This window comes from Curtobacterium sp. 8I-2, assembly GCF_902506155.1.
Classification (GTDB): domain Bacteria; phylum Actinomycetota; class Actinomycetes; order Actinomycetales; family Microbacteriaceae; genus Curtobacterium; species Curtobacterium poinsettiae.
Map to the genome: position 1 here is coordinate 2,159,169 of NZ_LR732827.1, position 15,737 is coordinate 2,174,905.

General features: G+C 70.4%; 12 protein-coding genes and 2 tRNA genes. 10 read left to right on the top strand and 4 right to left on the bottom strand.

Annotation, left to right across the window (positions count from 1 at the left end):
* A complete protein-coding gene (locus tag BOSE127_RS13995; protein WP_017886016.1) occupies positions 1-663 on the bottom strand; it encodes a response regulator transcription factor in 663 nt (220 codons plus the stop codon).
* Between the two features lie 39 nt (positions 664-702).
* Entirely contained in the window at positions 703-2,286 is a 1,584-nt protein-coding gene (locus BOSE127_RS14000; RefSeq protein WP_042538527.1) for a sensor histidine kinase, read from the bottom strand.
* Positions 2,287-2,418: 132 nt separating this feature from the next.
* Between BOSE127_RS14000 and BOSE127_RS14005 the strand changes: the two genes are divergently transcribed.
* Complete coding sequence (locus BOSE127_RS14005; RefSeq protein ID WP_159557683.1) at positions 2,419-3,114, top strand: helix-turn-helix domain-containing protein; 696 nt, start codon at positions 2,419-2,421, stop codon at positions 3,112-3,114.
* A gap of 291 nt (positions 3,115-3,405) precedes the next feature.
* Here BOSE127_RS14005 and BOSE127_RS14010 read toward each other — a convergent pair whose 3' ends face one another.
* Positions 3,406-4,437 carry a LacI family DNA-binding transcriptional regulator gene (locus BOSE127_RS14010; protein ID WP_082509677.1) on the bottom strand — a complete coding sequence of 344 codons (1,032 nt, stop codon included), beginning with the start codon at positions 4,435-4,437 and terminating at the stop codon, positions 3,406-3,408.
* Between the two features lie 118 nt (positions 4,438-4,555).
* On the opposite strand from BOSE127_RS14010, the gene BOSE127_RS14015 reads away from it, so the two are divergent.
* From BOSE127_RS14015 to BOSE127_RS14040, 6 genes are all read left to right on the top strand, one after another.
* Positions 4,556-5,830, top strand: a complete 1,275-nt coding sequence (locus BOSE127_RS14015; RefSeq protein ID WP_159557685.1) for an ABC transporter substrate-binding protein — start codon at positions 4,556-4,558, stop codon at positions 5,828-5,830.
* Positions 5,831-5,863: 33 nt separating this feature from the next.
* Positions 5,864-6,742, top strand: a complete 879-nt coding sequence (locus BOSE127_RS14020) for a carbohydrate ABC transporter permease (RefSeq protein ID WP_017886011.1) — start codon at positions 5,864-5,866, stop codon at positions 6,740-6,742.
* On the top strand, positions 6,739-7,725 hold the full coding sequence (locus BOSE127_RS14025; RefSeq protein WP_201300456.1) for a carbohydrate ABC transporter permease: 987 nt from the start codon (positions 6,739-6,741) through the stop codon (positions 7,723-7,725). Before BOSE127_RS14020 ends, BOSE127_RS14025 begins: the two co-directional genes overlap by 4 nt.
* On the top strand, positions 7,725-9,086 hold the full coding sequence (locus BOSE127_RS14030; RefSeq protein WP_159557687.1) for a glycoside hydrolase 5 family protein: 1,362 nt from the start codon (positions 7,725-7,727) through the stop codon (positions 9,084-9,086). The genes BOSE127_RS14025 and BOSE127_RS14030 overlap by 1 nt, the downstream gene beginning before the upstream one ends.
* Before the next feature lie 14 nt (positions 9,087-9,100).
* Positions 9,101-12,127: an alpha-mannosidase gene (locus BOSE127_RS14035; RefSeq protein ID WP_159557689.1), complete on the top strand. Its 3,027-nt coding sequence runs from the start codon at positions 9,101-9,103 to the stop codon at positions 12,125-12,127.
* A gap of 85 nt (positions 12,128-12,212) precedes the next feature.
* Positions 12,213-13,184, top strand: a complete 972-nt coding sequence (locus BOSE127_RS14040) for an endo-beta-N-acetylglucosaminidase H (protein WP_159557691.1) — start codon at positions 12,213-12,215, stop codon at positions 13,182-13,184.
* Between the two features lie 454 nt (positions 13,185-13,638).
* On the opposite strand, the gene BOSE127_RS14045 is transcribed toward BOSE127_RS14040, so the two are convergent.
* Positions 13,639-13,709, bottom strand: a tRNA-Gly gene (locus BOSE127_RS14045).
* Positions 13,710-13,763: 54 nt separating this feature from the next.
* Here BOSE127_RS14045 and BOSE127_RS14050 point away from each other — a divergent pair.
* The 3 genes from BOSE127_RS14050 to tig all read left to right on the top strand — a co-directional run bounded on the left by BOSE127_RS14050 (position 13,764) and on the right by tig (position 15,571).
* Positions 13,764-14,039, top strand: a complete 276-nt coding sequence (locus BOSE127_RS14050) for a hypothetical protein (RefSeq protein ID WP_071252277.1) — start codon at positions 13,764-13,766, stop codon at positions 14,037-14,039.
* Positions 14,040-14,133: 94 nt separating this feature from the next.
* A tRNA-Pro gene (locus BOSE127_RS14055) sits at positions 14,134-14,210 on the top strand.
* Positions 14,211-14,263: 53 nt separating this feature from the next.
* The gene (tig, locus tag BOSE127_RS14060; protein WP_017886005.1) at positions 14,264-15,571 is read left to right on the top strand and encodes a trigger factor; all 1,308 of its coding nucleotides are present in this window, start codon (positions 14,264-14,266) and stop codon (positions 15,569-15,571) included.
* Positions 15,572-15,737: the final 166 nt, after the last annotated feature.

A 15,737-nucleotide genomic window follows, 5' to 3' on the forward strand; every position in this document is an offset into this window, starting at 1 on the left:
TCATCCGAGGTAGGCGAGGACGGCGAGGACACGGCGGTGGTCCTCTCCGGTGTCCTCGAGCGCGAGCTTGCCGAAGATGCTCGACACGTGCTTCTCGACGGCGCCGGTGCCGATCACCAGGGCGCGGGCGATCGCGGCGTTCGTGCGGCCCTCGGCCATCAGCCCGAGCACGTCACGCTCGCGCGGGGTGAGCGCGGCGAGCGGGTCGCGGCGGCGGCTCATCAGCTGCGTGACGACCTCGGGGTCGAGCACGGTGCCCCCGGCGGCGATGCGGCGGACGGCGTCGTCGATCTCCTCGAGCCGGGTGACACGGTCCTTGAGCAGGTAGCCGATGCCGGTCGCACCGGCGGCCAGGACGTCCTCGGCGTAGGTGGCCTCGACGTACTGGGAGAGCAGGAGCACACCCGTCCGTGGCGCGATCCGGCGGGTCTCGACGGCGGCGCGGACCCCTTCGTCGGTGAAGGTCGGCGGCATCCGCACGTCCATCACCACGACGTCCGGCGCACCCTCGGGCAGGGTCGCCAGGAAGGCCCGGGCGTCGGAGTACTGCCCGATGACGTCGATGCCGGCCTCGTCGAGCACGCGGGCCAGGCCCTCGCGCAGCAGGACGGCGTCGTCGACGACGACGGCCCGGATGCGTGCTGCATCCAGGCCGTCTGTCATGCCGACCAGCCTAGTGGGAGCGCGGGCGCCCCCGTGGGGTCACGACCGCTGGTTCGCCGCCGTCGGCACGCCGTTCAGGGCTCCGAGGGGGATCCGGGCGGTGGCCTCGGTCGGGCCGCCCTCGGGGCTCGAGACGACCAGGTCGCCGTCGAGGGCCCGCATGCGGCCGATCAGGCCCTCGATCCCGTGGCCCTGCTGCGGTCGTGCGCCACCCCGGCCGTCGTCGGTGACGCTGACCGTCAGGTACCAGAGACCCGAGGCGTCGACGACCAGGCCGAGGTACACCCCGGCGGTGGTGGCGCCGGCGTGCTTCATCGTGTTCGTCAGGAGTTCGCTCACCGTGAAGTACACGTTGCGCTGGATCTCCGTGGCGAGCTCCAGGCCCTCGGGCAGCCGGACGTCCAGGCCCACCGGGATCGGGGTGCGGGCGACCAGTGCCTCGAGCGCCGCGACGAGTCCGCGGTCGAGCAGGATCGGCGGGGCGAAGCCGCGGGACAGTGCGCGCAGTTCGTCGAGGGCGTCCTGGGCGTGCTCGGATGCCTCACCGATGAGCTGCTTGGCCTTCTCGGGGTCCTTCTCGAAGGCGCGCTCGGCGGCGGACAGGTCCATGCGGAGTCGCACCAGCCGCTGCTGTGGGCCGTCGTGCAGGTCGCGCTCGATCTGGCGGAGCGCCTGCCCCTCGGCGGTGACGGCACCGGCACGGGAGGCCTGCAGGCCGGCGACCCGCTGCTCGAGTTGCTCGGCCCGGAAGCCGCCCAGCAGGCCGAAGTCGACCCAGTAGTGCGCGAGGACGGACCCGCGGGCCCAGAGCGGGAAGAGCACGACCGAGGCGGTCATCGACAGCAGGCCGAGGGCACCGACGCCGGTCACGAACCCGACGCTGTCCGTGAAGTAGCCGACCCGGACGTTGTTCGCGAAGTACAGTCCGCCCACGACGATCGGCCAGGCGAAGCCGACGAGCAGCAGTGCACCGGTCCCGACGGTCGCGACCGCGACGAGCGGGTAGACGACCGCGGCGTGCAGCAGGTAGAGCCAGTAGTGCGGGTTGGCGACTGCCGAGCCGGTGCGGGTCCACCAGTTCTGCTGCCAGCGGGGCGTCCAGTCCACCGGGCGGATCGGGCGTCGGTCGGCCCAGCTCATGCGGAGCTTCTCGAACTGGCCGAGCCACCGCGCCACGAACAGCGCGATGAAGAACATGAGCAGGACGAACGGGTTGAACAGGTCGCGGAAGCCGCCGCCGAAGACCGCCGCCGGGAACGCGAAGTACAGCGTGCAGAGCAGTACGGCGGTGAGCGCCATGTAGCCGAAGTCCCGCGGCAGGCGCCTCCACGCGTCACGGTAGAACTGTCCAGCGGTCATGCCGGACCCACGACCCGAACCGGGGCCGCCGACCGGGCCGGACCCGACGCGCGGGGTGGCGCTCCACGACGCCGGCGGGGACTGCCGGGCACCCTGAGTGTCCCCGGTGTCCTGCTGGTGCTGGCGCGGGTACTGGGGCATCGGCTTGGTGGCTCCAGGGGGCACGGACTCGCCCAGTGGGACGGTCTGGGCCTGGTCGGGCGAAGGCGTGACGTCGTCCAGCGGGACGGTTCGCGCCTGGTCGAGGCGGTCGGTGTCGGTCATGCATCCAGCCTCGCGATCGCGGAGCCGTTCCCCCATCCTGCCCTCTCCCCACCCCGGGTGGGGTTATCCCCCCTCTTCCACAGGTTGCCCGCTCCACGTCCGCGCGTCCTGCCCGTGGATCACGCTCGTCGGATGGGTGATGCGCTCCGAGCACTGATCGACGCCGTCGGGCTCCAGGTCGGGCCGGGCGCCGAGGTCCGCTCCGACGACGAGGCATGGACGCTCGACGTCGAACCGACGGGCACGCACGTCTGGGTGGCGACGCGGTCCCGCTCCGTCTGGATCCGGCGCGGAGACGACATCGCGATCGTCGACGCCGGCACCGCAACGCTCGGCCCGCTCGCCGACGAGGTCCTCGCGCTCCCACCCGTCGCGACGACCGGCCCGCCCGGCGCTCCCTCGCCCGACGTCGGCCTCGCGCTGCGCCACGTCGGGCACCTCGACGGCGGCAGGTGGCACGGCGCGCAGCAGCAGGCCCTCGCCCGGCTCGTCGTCACGACGGTGCTCCGCGACAACCCGCCCCCGATGCTCGGCGACAACGGTCTCGCGCGGATCCTCGACCGCCTGTTCGATCCGGCCGGTCAACCATCCGTGCGGGCGCTCCTCGCCGACATCGACATGTCGGAGCGCACCCTCGAGCGCCGGTGCGTCGCAGCGACGGGATGCTCGCCCGCGCAGCTCGGCCGCTGGTACCGCAGTCTCGCCGTCCGGAGCGCACTCGCGCGGGGCGACCGCCCGTCCGACGTCGCGACCCGCTTCGGCTTCAGTACGACGTCGTCCATGCGGCGGGCACTCGAGCGGGTCCGACCCCCGACGAACCGCCGGTGACCGTTGCCCGCCGGAGAAGGAGGTTCCGCTCCGCGTCGATGACGGTTCTGGTTCGCGATCCTCGGGTTTCGTGAACCAGAACCGTCACGGCGCGGAGAAGACCACGTCGTCCCGCGTCGGCGCAGTGCAGTGCGGTGCGTGCGCCAGATGCAGGCAGCCGCGCCGCGCTTCGGGAGCGGCGGCGGGAGCGGGAGCGGCGGGAGCGGGAGCGGCGGGCGTGGCGGCAGCACGAGTGGGTCGAATCGGCGGCCGGAGGGGGAGCGGGTCGTCGGCGCCCAGGTCTGGAGCGGGTCAGGCGGGGGCGCGGCCGGTGGACTCGCGGACGCTCAGGGTGAGCGAGGGACCCGGGCGTGAGGGGAGCGGGGTGCTCGCGTCGATCTGCGCGCGCAGCAGGGTCGCCGCACGTTGTCCGAGCTCGACGGTGTCGCGGGTGAGCGAGGTGATCGCGGGGCGGACGAGCCGGATCATCGCCGAGTCGTCGAAGGACACGATCGAGACGTCCCCGGGCACCGCGACGCCCATCTCGCTCGCCACGCCCAGCCCGGCGACGGCGAGCACGTCGTTGTCGTAGACGATCGCGGTCGGTCGGACGCTCCGGGACAGCAGGGTGCGGGTGGCGCTCGCGCCGGCCTCGGCGGAGTAGTCGGTCGGTACGGACACCGTGTCGTCGAGCCCTTCGTCGGCGGCGAAGGCGCGCAGCCGGTCCATGCGCATCGCGGTGTGCTCGAACTCCGGCCGCCCGGCGACGTGGGCGATGCGCCGGTGCCCGAGCGCGTGCAGGTACCGCAGGACGGTGTCGGTGGCGTCCGAGTCGTCGATCCAGACCGTGGGGGCGGCGCCGTCGGGGGAAGGGTGTGAGCCGACGACGACGGTGGGCATGCCGAGGTCGGCGAGCAGGGCGAGCCGGGCATCGTCGCGACGGGGGTCGATCACGATCACGCCGTCGACACGGTGGCCTCGCCACCAGTCCCGGTAGGTCTCGAGTTCCTCCTCGGCGTCGCGCGCGACGAGCAGGTTCATGCCGACGTGCGTGCCGGCGAGTCCGAGTTGGATGCCGGAGATCAGGTCGCCGAAGAACGACTCCGTGCCCAGGGTCCGGGCCGGGCGGTTCAGCACGAACCCGATGGAACCGGCCTTCGCGCCGCCGAGCGCCCGGGCCGCGGTGTGCGGTTGCCAGTCGAGCTCGCGGGCGATCTCGCGCACGCGGCGACGGGTCTCGTCGGAGACGCCGGGGCGGTCGTTCAACGCGAACGACACCGCGCTGATGGACACGCCGGCCCGCGCGGCGATGTCGGCGATCGTCGTTCGACGCTTGGTGGCCACGGGGTTGACTATAGCGCTTTAGTCATCCACAGTGGCTGCCACACACGGGTTCGGTGACTGCTGCTGAACCGGTTCAGTTATGACGAGGGAGTCAGACGCCATGAGGACCACCACACGCATGACGAGGGGCCGCGCCACCGCGCTGCTCGCGACGGCCGCCGCCACGGCGCTCGTCCTGACCGGCTGCTCGAGCGGCGGGAACGCGGCCGACAACGGCGGCGGCGAGATCAGCGGCACCATCACCCTGCAGACCTGGGCACTCACGCCCACCTACACGGGGTACCTCAACGGGGTCATCAAGGACTTCGAGCAGGCTCACCCGGACGCGAAGGTCAAGCTGCAGGACCAGCCGGGCGACGGGTACGCCGACAAGGTGCTCAGCCAGGCCTCGTCGAACAGCCTGCCCGACGTGATCAACCTGCCGCCGGACATCGCCCTGCCGCTCGCGAAGCGCGGGTTCCTGCAGGACGTCGCGAAGGACGACTCGAAGCTCGCCAGCACGTACGTCGCCGGTGCGGTGGACTCCTACGAGTACAAGGGCGTCAACGGCACGTTCGGGTACCCCTGGTACCTCAACACCGACGTGAACTACTGGAACTCGACGATGTTCGCCAAGTGCGGCCTCGACGCGAAGAACCCGCCGAAGACCACCGACGAGCTGTTCACGCAGGCGAAGACCATGCACGACAACTGCCCGACCGAGTACCTGATGAGCCGGAAGCCCGGCCTCGGCGACTTCACGCTCGCCGGCGTCAAGGTGCTCAACGCCGACGGCACGAAGTTCACCTTCGCCGATTCGTCGAAGGCCGCCGACCTGATCGACCGCTACAAGGACGCGTACCAGGACGGCTACATGCCCTCCAACGTGCTGAACAGCGACTACCTCGGCAACTCCACCCTGTTCACGCAGGCCAAGGTCGCCTGGACGACCGGTGGCGCCACCTCGCTCGCCGACTTCGAGAAGAACAACCCGTCGCTCAAGGGCAAGGTCACCGTCAGCCCCGCACTCGACACCCCGCCGCTCTACGTGCAGGGCCTGTCGGTGTCGAGCAAGTCGAAGCACCTCGCCACCGCCGAGGCCTTCGCGAAGTTCATGACGAACGCGGAGAACCAGGAGGCGTTCGCCCACAAGGTGAACATCTTCCCGTCCACCACGTCGTCGCAGTCCGACCCGTACTTCTCGAAGGACGACGGCACCGTGAACGGCGAGGCCCGGGTCCTGGCGAACGAGGCCCTGAAGTCGGCGAAGGTCATCAACCCGGTCGAGGCGAACTCCGCGATGACGGACTTCCTCGACCAGCAGATCGCGCTCGCGATGAAGGGGCAGGTGGCGCCGAAGCAGGCGCTCGAGACCGCCCAGACCAAGATGAACAGCCTGCTGGCCAACGGCTGATCCGGCCCCGACGAAGGAAGAGGGAGGATCGCCATGCGCGCCAACCGCTGGTACACACCCTGGTTACTCGTCCTGCCGGCACTGATCTGGCTCGTCGCGTTCAGCCTGTGGCCATCGATCAACACGGTCCGGTTGTCGTTCACGAACGCCAGCCCGCTCGGCGGCGTCAGCCAGTGGGTGGGGGTCAAGAACTTCGAGACCCTGCTCGCCGACCCGCAGGTGTGGGAGGCGCTGCTCAACAGCGTCATCTACATGGCGGTGTGCCTGCCGCTGCTGACGGTCCTCCCGCTCCTCATCGCGGTGCTCGTGCAGCAGAAGCTGCCCGGGATCGCGTTCTTCCGCACCGCGTTCTACACGCCGGTCATCGCGTCCGCGGTGGTCGTCGGGCTCATCTGGACGTGGATCCTCGACGACCGCGGTGTCATCAACGAGATGGCGCAGGCCCTCGGCGTCGTGCAGGGCAGCGTCCCGTTCCTGACCGACCGGTGGCTGCTGCTCCTCAGCGCCATCAGCCTGACGGTGTGGAAGGGGCTCGGCTACTACATGATCATCTTCCTGGCTGCCCTCGGGAACGTCGGCAAGGACCTGCACGAAGCCGCCGCCCTCGACGGCGCCGGCGCGGTCCGACGTTTCTGGTCGGTCACGATGCCCGGGGTCCGCGGCACCATGACGCTCGTCGGGATCCTGGTGTGCGTCTCCGCGCTCCGGGTGTTCAGCGAGCTCTACATCCTCACCAACGGCACCGGCGGGCCCGGCGGGCAGGACAACTCGCTCGTCATGCTCATCCAGCAGTACGCCCGCGGCTTCACCGGCAACCTCGGCTACGCGTCCGCACTGAGCCTCCTGCTCTTCGTCGTGACGCTCGTGCCGATGCTCGCCCTCGCCCGGATGAACAGCAAGGCGGACAAGTGACGAACACCACCAGCACGACCGAACCCGTCATCGGCGGCGCGCAGGGCGCAGCCAGCCCGACGCCGGACGTGACCGGCGCGACGGGCGCTGGACGGGCCTCCAGGCGGAACGGACGGGGCGGACGCGACGGACGCAAGCGGCGCCGCGCGGTCTGGGGCGTCATGTCCACCCGCGAGAAGGTCGTCCGCTACGTCCTGCTCATCGTGGTGCTCTTCATCACGATCGGCCCGTTCCTGTGGCAGCTGTCCACGTCGCTCAAGGGCGCCGGTGAGGACATCTACACGGCGAACCCGTCGTTCATCCCGTCCGAACCGACCATCGAGAACTACCTGAAGGTCGCCGCCGCGATCCCGGTGTGGCGGTACATCGGCAACTCGCTGCTCGTCGCCGCGATCGACGTGCTCGGCAACATCGTGTTCGCGACCCTGGCCGGCTTCGCCCTCGCCCGTCTGCAATGGCGGCACCGGAAGCTCGTGCTCGGCCTGTTCCTCGGCACCCTGGTGCTGCCCGGCGAAGCGACGATCATCTCGCAGTTCGTCACCGTGAAGGACCTCGGCCTCGCCGACAACCTGGTCGGCGTCGCCCTGCCCGGCATGATCGCGGCGCTCAACGTCCTGCTGATGTTCAACGCGTTCCGGCAGATCCCCGAGGAGATCGACCAGGCCGCGGTGATGGACGGTGCGAACGCCCTGCAGCGGCTGCGCTACATCTCGCTGCCCGCCGTGCAGGGGACGATCGCCGTCATCGCGATCTTCTCGTTCATCGGGGCGTGGGACGACTTCCTGTGGCCGCTCATCGTGCTGCAGTCGCCCGAGAACCTCACCCTGACCGTCGGGTTGCAGTACCTGCAGGGCACGTTCGCCACCGACCAGCGGATGATCGCGGCCGGCACCATGATCGCGTTCATCCCGATCGCCGTGATCTTCGCCGTCCTGCAGCGCTTCTTCTTCAAGGGCGTCGAAGAGGGCGGTGTGAAGGGCTGATGCGGTTCGGGGTCAACTACACGCCCGCGGTCGGCTGGTTCCACTCGTGGCTGGACTTCTCGCGGTCGGACACCGCCAGGGACCTCGAGGCCATCGCGTCGCTCGGCGCCGACCACGTGCGGATCTTCCCGCTCTGGCCGGTCGTCCAGCCGAACCGGACCCTCATCCGGCAGCAGGCGTTGGACGACGTCGCGACGGTCGTCGACCTCGCCGGCTCGTTCGGGCTCGACGTCAACGTGGACGCCCTGCAGGGACACCTGTCGAGCTTCGACTTCGTGCCGTCGTGGCTGGACAGCTGGCACCGCCGCAACATGTTCACCGACCCGGACGTGGTCGCCTCGACCGCCGCGTACGTCCGGGCGCTCGCCGGAGCGGTCGCCGACAAGCCGAACCTGCTCGGCATCACCATCGGCAACGAGGTCAACCAGTTCGCGCACGCGCCGCACCCCGCCCCGCACGCCGTCACGGCGGAGCAGGGGCACGCGTGGGCGGCGGCGATGGTCGCGGCGGCGCGAGCGGGGCTGGGATCTGGTCTGGAGGCGCGGCTCGGCGCCGCCTCGTCGGTCCCGTCCGCCACCGGGTCGCGCCCTGGGCCCCTGGTCACCGTCGCGCAGTACGACGCGGCCTGGTACGACGACGCCCAGCCCTTCGGCCCCGAGCACGCGGCGGACCACGGCGACGCAACGGTCACGCACTCGTGGGTGTTCAACGGCTCGGCGGCCCTGCACGGCGCCCTCGGGCCCGGGTCGGTGCGGCACGGGGAGTACCTGCTCCAGCTCGCCGCGGCCTGGAACCGCGACGCCGCCCGGCCGAACTGGCTGCAGGAGGTCGGCGCCCCCACCAACGTCGTCGACCCCGCCGACGCCGCCGCGTTCACCGAGCAGACCATCCGGCACGTCCTCGACGCGCAGCACGTGCTCGGGGTGACGTGGTGGTGCTCCCACGACGTCGCGCGGTCCCTCGCCGACTTCCCCGAGCTCGAGTACGACCTCGGGCTGTTCACGAACGACGGACGCCTGAAGCCCGTCGGCGAGGCGTTCGCCGCCCTCGCCCGTGCCGAGCACACCCGCGACGCCCCCGCAGCACCGCCGGCCACCGCACTCGTCCTCGACGACGTGCTGACCGACGGCACCGACCACCACGGCACCCGCGCCGACTGCGCCCCCGGCGGGCGGTTCGCCGCCGCCTGGCTCGCGCTGGCCGAGGCCGCGCCGGACGGCCGCGGCCCCCAGGTCGTCCTGCGCTCCCGACTGTCCGACACGGCACTGCTGGCCGACCGTGGCATCGACCGCTGCGTCGACGTGCCGTCCGACCTCGACACCACCACCGTCCGCGTCGCCCACCCCGCGACCACGCCCTGACCCCGGAAGGCCCCATGCACGACGACATCCCCCTCACCACCGGACGCGCCCGACGGGTGCTCGACGAGCGGATCACCCCCGCGGTGCACGCCACGGCGACGCCGCTCGACGTCGCCTGGCACGAGCTCCCCGGTGAGCCGATCGCCCCCGCCGAGGGACTCGCGCTCACGTTCGAGCCCTACGAGGTCGGCACCCCGTGGGGCGCGGCCTGGGGCACGACGTGGTTCCGGCTGACCGGGACCGTGCCGACCGAGTGGGCCGGGCGCCGGGTGGAGGCCGTGATCGACCTCGGCTTCGACAAGAACATGCCCGGGTTCCAGTGCGAGGGGCTCGTGTACCTGGCCGACGGCACCCCCGTGAAGTCGATCAACCCGCGCAACCAGTGGGTCCTGGTCACCGAACGGGCCGAGGGTGGCGAGACCGTCGAACTGTTCGTCGAGGCCGCGTCGAACCCCGTCCTGCTCGACTACCACCCCTTCCTGCCGACGCAGGAGGGCGACGTGCAGACCTCGTCCTCGAAGCGCCTCTACGCCACCCGCCGGATCGAGCTCGCCGTCTTCGAGTCCGAGGTGCACGAACTCGCCCTCGACATCGACGTCCTGCTCGAACTGCAGGCCGAGCTGCCCGCCGGACCCCGACGCATGCGGATCCTGCAGGCCCTCGACGACGCCCTCGACGCGCTCGACCTGCAGCACATCCCGGAGACCGCGTCCGACGCCCGCGCGGCGCTCGCCGACGTGCTCGCCGCTCCCGCCGAGGCCTCGGCGCACACCATCTCCGCCGTCGGGCACGCCCACATCGACTCCGCCTGGCTCTGGCCTGTGCGCGAGACGATCCGCAAGGTCGCCCGCACCACCTCGACCATGACCGAGCTCATCGACCAGACCGACGACTTCCTGTACGGCATGTCGAGCGCGCAGCAGTACGCGTGGATCAAGGAGCACCGCCCCGAGGTCTACGCCCGCGTCAAGGCTGCGGTCGAGGCCGGCCGGTTCCTGCCGATCGGCGGCATGTGGGTCGAGTCCGACACCGTGATGCCGACCGGCGAGAGCATCGTCCGGCAGTTCTCGCAGGGCCAGCGGTTCTTCGAGCGCGAGTTCGGCATCCGGCCCAAGGGCGTCTGGCTGCCGGACAGCTTCGGGTACTCGCCGGCGCTGCCGCAGCTCATGCGCCGCGCGGGCTTCGAGTGGTTCTTCACGCAGAAGATCTCGTGGAACCAGGTGAACAAGTTCCCGCACCACACGTTCCTGTGGGAGGGCATCGACGGGTCGCGGGTGTTCTCGCACTTCCCGTCGATGGACACCTACAACTCGCGGTTGTCCGGCAGCGAGGTCGCCAAGGCCTCCCGCCAGTTCCGTGAGAACCGGCTCGCCACCGGCTCGATCGCCCCGGTGGGCTGGGGCGACGGCGGCGGTGGCACCACCCGCGAGATGACCGGCACCGCAGCACGGTTGGCCGACCTCGAGGGCAGCGCGAAGGTCCGCTGGGAGCACCCCGACACGTTCTTCGACCGGGCGAAGTCCGAGCTGCCCGACCCGCCCGTGTGGGTGGGGGAGCTGTACCTCGAGCTGCACCGCGCCACACTGACCAGCCAGCACGGCACGAAGCAGGGCAACCGCCGGTGCGAGCAGCTGCTCATCGAGGCCGAGCTCTGGGCCGCGACCGCAGCCGCCCGCACCGACTTCACCTACCCGTACGACGAACTCGACGCCCTGTGGCAGCAGGTCCTGCTCCAGCAGTTCCACGACATCCTGCCGGGCACCTCGATCGCATGGGTGCACCGCGAAGCGGTCGAGCGCTACGCCGAGACGGCCGCGGCGCTGACCGCGATCATCGACCGGGCGCTCTCGGCGCTCGCCGGCGCCGGGGACGCGGCCGTCGTCGTGAACCCGGCCCCGTTCCTCCAGGCCGGTGCACCCGCGCAGGGTGCCGTCGTGGCGACCGACGTGGCGGCGGCGACCGCCGTGTCCCTGACCGAGCAGGACGGCGGGTACGTGCTGGCGAACGAGCTGGTGCGGGTCGTCGTCGACGCGCAGGGGCTCGTGACGAGCGCCGTCGACCTGGCGAGCGGACGCGAGGCGATCGCGGCCGGCCAGGCGGCGAACCTGCTGCAGCTGCACCAGGACTTCCCGAACATGTGGGACGCATGGGACGTCGACCGGTACTACCGCAACCGCGTCGAGGACCTCGTGTCGACCACCGGGCTGACCGCGTCGGTCGACGAGTCCGGGGTCGCACGGGTCGTCGTGTCCCGGGCGTTCGGCGACTCGACGGTGACGCAGGAGATCGTCCTGGCGCCCGGGTCCCGCACCCTGGAGTTCGACCAGGTGACCGACTGGCACGAGACCGAGAAGTTCCTCAAGGTGGCGTTCCCGCTCGACGTCCGCGCCGAGCACACCGTCGCCGAGACGCAGTTCGGTGCGCAGAAGCGGGTGACACACACGAACACCTCGTGGGAGGCCGCCAAGTTCGAGACCTCGATGCACCGCTACGTGCTCGTGTCCGAACCGGGCTTCGGGGTCGCGCTCGTGAACGACTCGATCCACGGCTTCGACACCACGCGCGACGCCGTCGACGGGCACGTCACCACCACCGTGCGGCTGTCGCTGCTGCGGGCACCCCGGTTCCCGGACCCCGAGACCGACCAGGGCGTGCAGACGCACCGCTACGGCATCGTCATCGGCACCGACCAGCTCGGCGCCACGTCGGCCGGCGTGCGGATGAACGCGGGCGCGCGGACGATCACCGGCGCGCACGGCTTCGACCCGCTGGTGCAGGTCTCCGGCGACGTCGTGCTGTCGAGCGTCAAGCTCGCCGACGACCGGTCCGGTGACCTGGTCGTGCGCGTCTACGAGCCGTCCGGGCAGCGGGGGACCGGGGGCATCGCGGTGTCCGAGGCCGACGGGGCTGCGTTCGGGCCGGCTGCCGAGGTGACGCTGCTCGAAGAGCCGCTGGCCTCGGGCGCGGCGGTCGACGCTTCCTCGTTCGCCGTCGACGCCTACGAGGTCCGCACCTTCCGGTTCCCGCGCACGCGCGTCTGAGACTCCGCCGCCGGGACTTCGGGTGTCCCGGCGGCGGCCCCCGGTCGGCGACCGCCGACCGGTTCGTCACTCGCTGAGGAGTGTCATGAAGCAGTCCACCAAGTTCAGCATCGCGACCGCACTGGTCGCCATGCTCGCGGCGCCACTGGTGCCCGCCGCAGCGTCCGCGGCGCCCTCCTCGTCCGGATCGAGCCACGGGCACGGCCACGGTGCGTCCCACGGCGGCGGCCACGGTCACGGTCACGGGCACCACGCTGCGCCCACCAAGTCGGGGCCGACGAGCATCGCCTACGTCGAGGTGAACAACGACGAGCTCGCCAACGTCGGCCGGTACACGCTGGAGAACGGCGCGAACGCGTTCGACGTGGCGATCATCTTCGCCGCGAACATCAACTACGAGGACGGCAAGGCGGTGCTGTACAACAACGAGAACGTGCAGCGGACCCTCGACCAGGCCGCCACGCAGATCCGACCGCTGCAGGCCAAGGGCATCAAGGTCACGCTCTCGGTGCTCGGCAACCACCAGGGCGCCGGCCTGGCGAACTTCCCGACGAAGGCCGCGGCACGGGACTTCGCGGCGCAGGTCTCGGCGACGGTGAAGAAGTACGGACTCGACGGCGTCGACCTGGACGACGAGTACTCGGACTACGGCGTGAACGGCACCCCGCAGCCGAACCAGCAGTCCATCGGCTGGCTCATCAGTGCCCTGCGTGCGGACATGCCGGGCAAGATCATCTCGTTCTACGACATCGGCCCGTCGTCCGACGCCCTGACGACCGCGAGCCCGTCGATCGGCAAGCAGCTCGACTACGCCTGGAACCCGTACTACGGCACCTACACGGCGCCGACGATCCCGGGCCTGCCGAAGTCGAAGCTGTCCGCCGCCGCGGTCGACATCCAGAACACCCCGCAGGCGACGGCGGTGTCGCTCGCACAGCGCACGAAGGCCGACGGGTACGGCGTCTTCATGACGTACAACCTGCCGGGAGGCGACGAGTCTGCGTACGTCTCCTCCTTCACCAAGGTGCTGTACGGACAGGCCGCGTCGTACCGCTGACGCGTCCGTCCTGACGGCGGCTCGCGCCCCGTGCTCCCCGGCTCCGGCCTGGAGGCGCGGGGCGCGTCCGCCGTCCGGGTCCCGCTGGTCCGGGGGAGGCACCAGTTCCTCCTCGCCCGTGACGGTTCCGGTTCGCTGACCTCGGGGATCGTGAACCGGAACCGTCATCCACCGAGAACGAATCCCATCCCGGCGCACTCGACGCCGCGGCCGTACGATGCTGTTCCCACGATGCCCACCCACGTGATGATCGGTACCCGACGACGGGTACGTTGCGCGCGCTGGCTTGTGGTCTGGCGGGTTCTGGATGGTGGCGAGATGCACGGTGCGCACGTGTCCACACCGTGCGGAGTTGATCGCTCGGTGTGCCGGAACGACATCGCACAGAGCGACCCACCGCGCACGGGCCGAACAACACCGCACCGTGCGGCGACGGCAGAAAGGGGACGAAGAGAGGGGATGACGGGAATCGAACCCGCGTAGCCAGTTTGGAAGACTGGGGCTCTACCATTGAGCTACATCCCCGCGCCTGCGCACCAGGCGCAGCCCGACCATCGTAGCGGACGAACGAGCACCGACATGCCGACGCGCGTCATCCCGAAGCCGGACGCCGGCGCCGAACGCACGATCCGCCGGTCGCGGGTGGTCTCGTACGTGCTGGTGCTCCTCGCCGCCGCGGTCCTGTCCCTGCGCCCCGACCTGTTCGGCGACCCGCAGTCGCAGCCCGCGCACGCACTGCTGCACGTCTGGCGGATCGTCGTCGGGCTGCTGCTCGCGGTGGCCGCCCTGGGGGTCCAGGTGGTCGTCGGGATCCGGTGGCGGCGGGGTCTCCGACGCGCCGCGGAGGACGACTGAGCAACCCCCGGGAACAGTGCGCCGTCGGACCGCTAGACTCACCGGGGTCGCATGCGCCCCTCGGTGTGTGCGGCTGATCCCTGGCACGAACCAACGGGGCGTAGCTCAGCTTGGTAGAGCGCCCGCTTTGGGAGCGGGAGGTCGCAGGTTCAAATCCTGTCGCCCCGACCAGGTCCTCCGAGCACCACCGACCACACGAACGTCAACCAACAGGAGAACATCCCTTGGCCACCAGCACCGTCGACAAGGTGAGCGACACCCGCGTCAAGCTCACCGTGAACGTGACGCCGGACGATCTCAAGCCGAGCATCGACCACGCCTACAAGCACATCGCCGAGCAGATCAACATCCCCGGCTTCCGCAAGGGCAAGGTCCCGCCCGCGATCGTCGACCAGCGTGTCGGCCGCGGCGAGGTCCTGAACCACGCCGTCGGTGACGCCATCGACAACTTCTACCGCCAGGCGGTCGAAGAGCAGGAGCTGCGCATCCTCGGCCGTGCCGAGGCCGACGTCGCCGAGCTGCCGAACGTCGCGGACTTCACCGGCGACCTCGTCCTCACCTTCGAGGTCGACGTCCGCCCCGAGTTCGACCTGCCGGACTACTCCTCGTACGAGCTCACCGTCGACGCCGTCGAGGTGTCGGACGACGAGATCGAAGAGGAGCTGCAGAACCTGCGCACCCGCTTCGGCACGCTCGTGACGGTGGACCGTCCGGCGAAGACCGGCGACTTCGCGCAGATCGACCTCACCGCCAGCATCGGCGACGACGAGGTCGACTCGGCCACCGGCGTCTCCTACGAGATCGGCTCCGGCGACCTGCTCGAGGGCATCGACGAGGCGCTCGAGTCCCTGACCGCCGGCGAGTCGACGAACTTCGAGTCGAAGCTCGTCGGTGGCGACCGCGAGGGCGAGACCGCCCAGATCGCCGTCACCGTCACCGCCGTCAAGGAGCGCGAGCTCCCCGAGGCCGACGACGAGTTCGCCCAGATCGCCAGCCAGTTCGACACCATCGACGAGCTCAAGGCGGACCTGAAGGAGCAGATCGCGAAGTCCAAGACCTTCGGTCAGGGCGCCGCGGCTCGCGACAAGCTCGTCGAGAAGCTCACCGAGGACGTCAACATCCCGATCTCGGAGCAGCTCATCGCCGACGAGGTACACCGTCACCTCGAGCAGGAGAACCGCCTCGAGGACGAGGAGCACCGCAAGGAGGTCTCCGAGTCCAGCGAGACCGCCTTCCGCTCGCAGATCCTCCTCGACGCGATCGCCGAGAAGGAAGAGATCCAGGTCTCGCAGGAGGAACTGACCCAGTACCTCATCCAGGCCGCCGCGCAGTACGGCATGGAGCCGGCCGAGTTCATCAAGGTCATCGACCAGAACGGCCAGATCCCCGGCATGGTCGGCGAGGTCGCCCGCTCGAAGGCGGTCGCGACCGTCCTGTCCAAGGTGACCGTCAAGGACACCAACGGCGACGCCGTCGACCTGTCCGCCTTCACGGCGGGCGTCGCGCAGGAGCCGGCAGGGGACGCCGAGTAACGATCTCGACGCCACCAGTACGACAGACGGGAGGCGCGGTGCCAGCTGGCACCGCGCCTCCCGTCCGTATTTCCGCACCACCGCATTGCTGTCGGCGAACAGACGAGAACTGGTGCGTTGCACCCGATAAGTTCGACAACAAGCGACAACTGAACGGGAGCTTTTC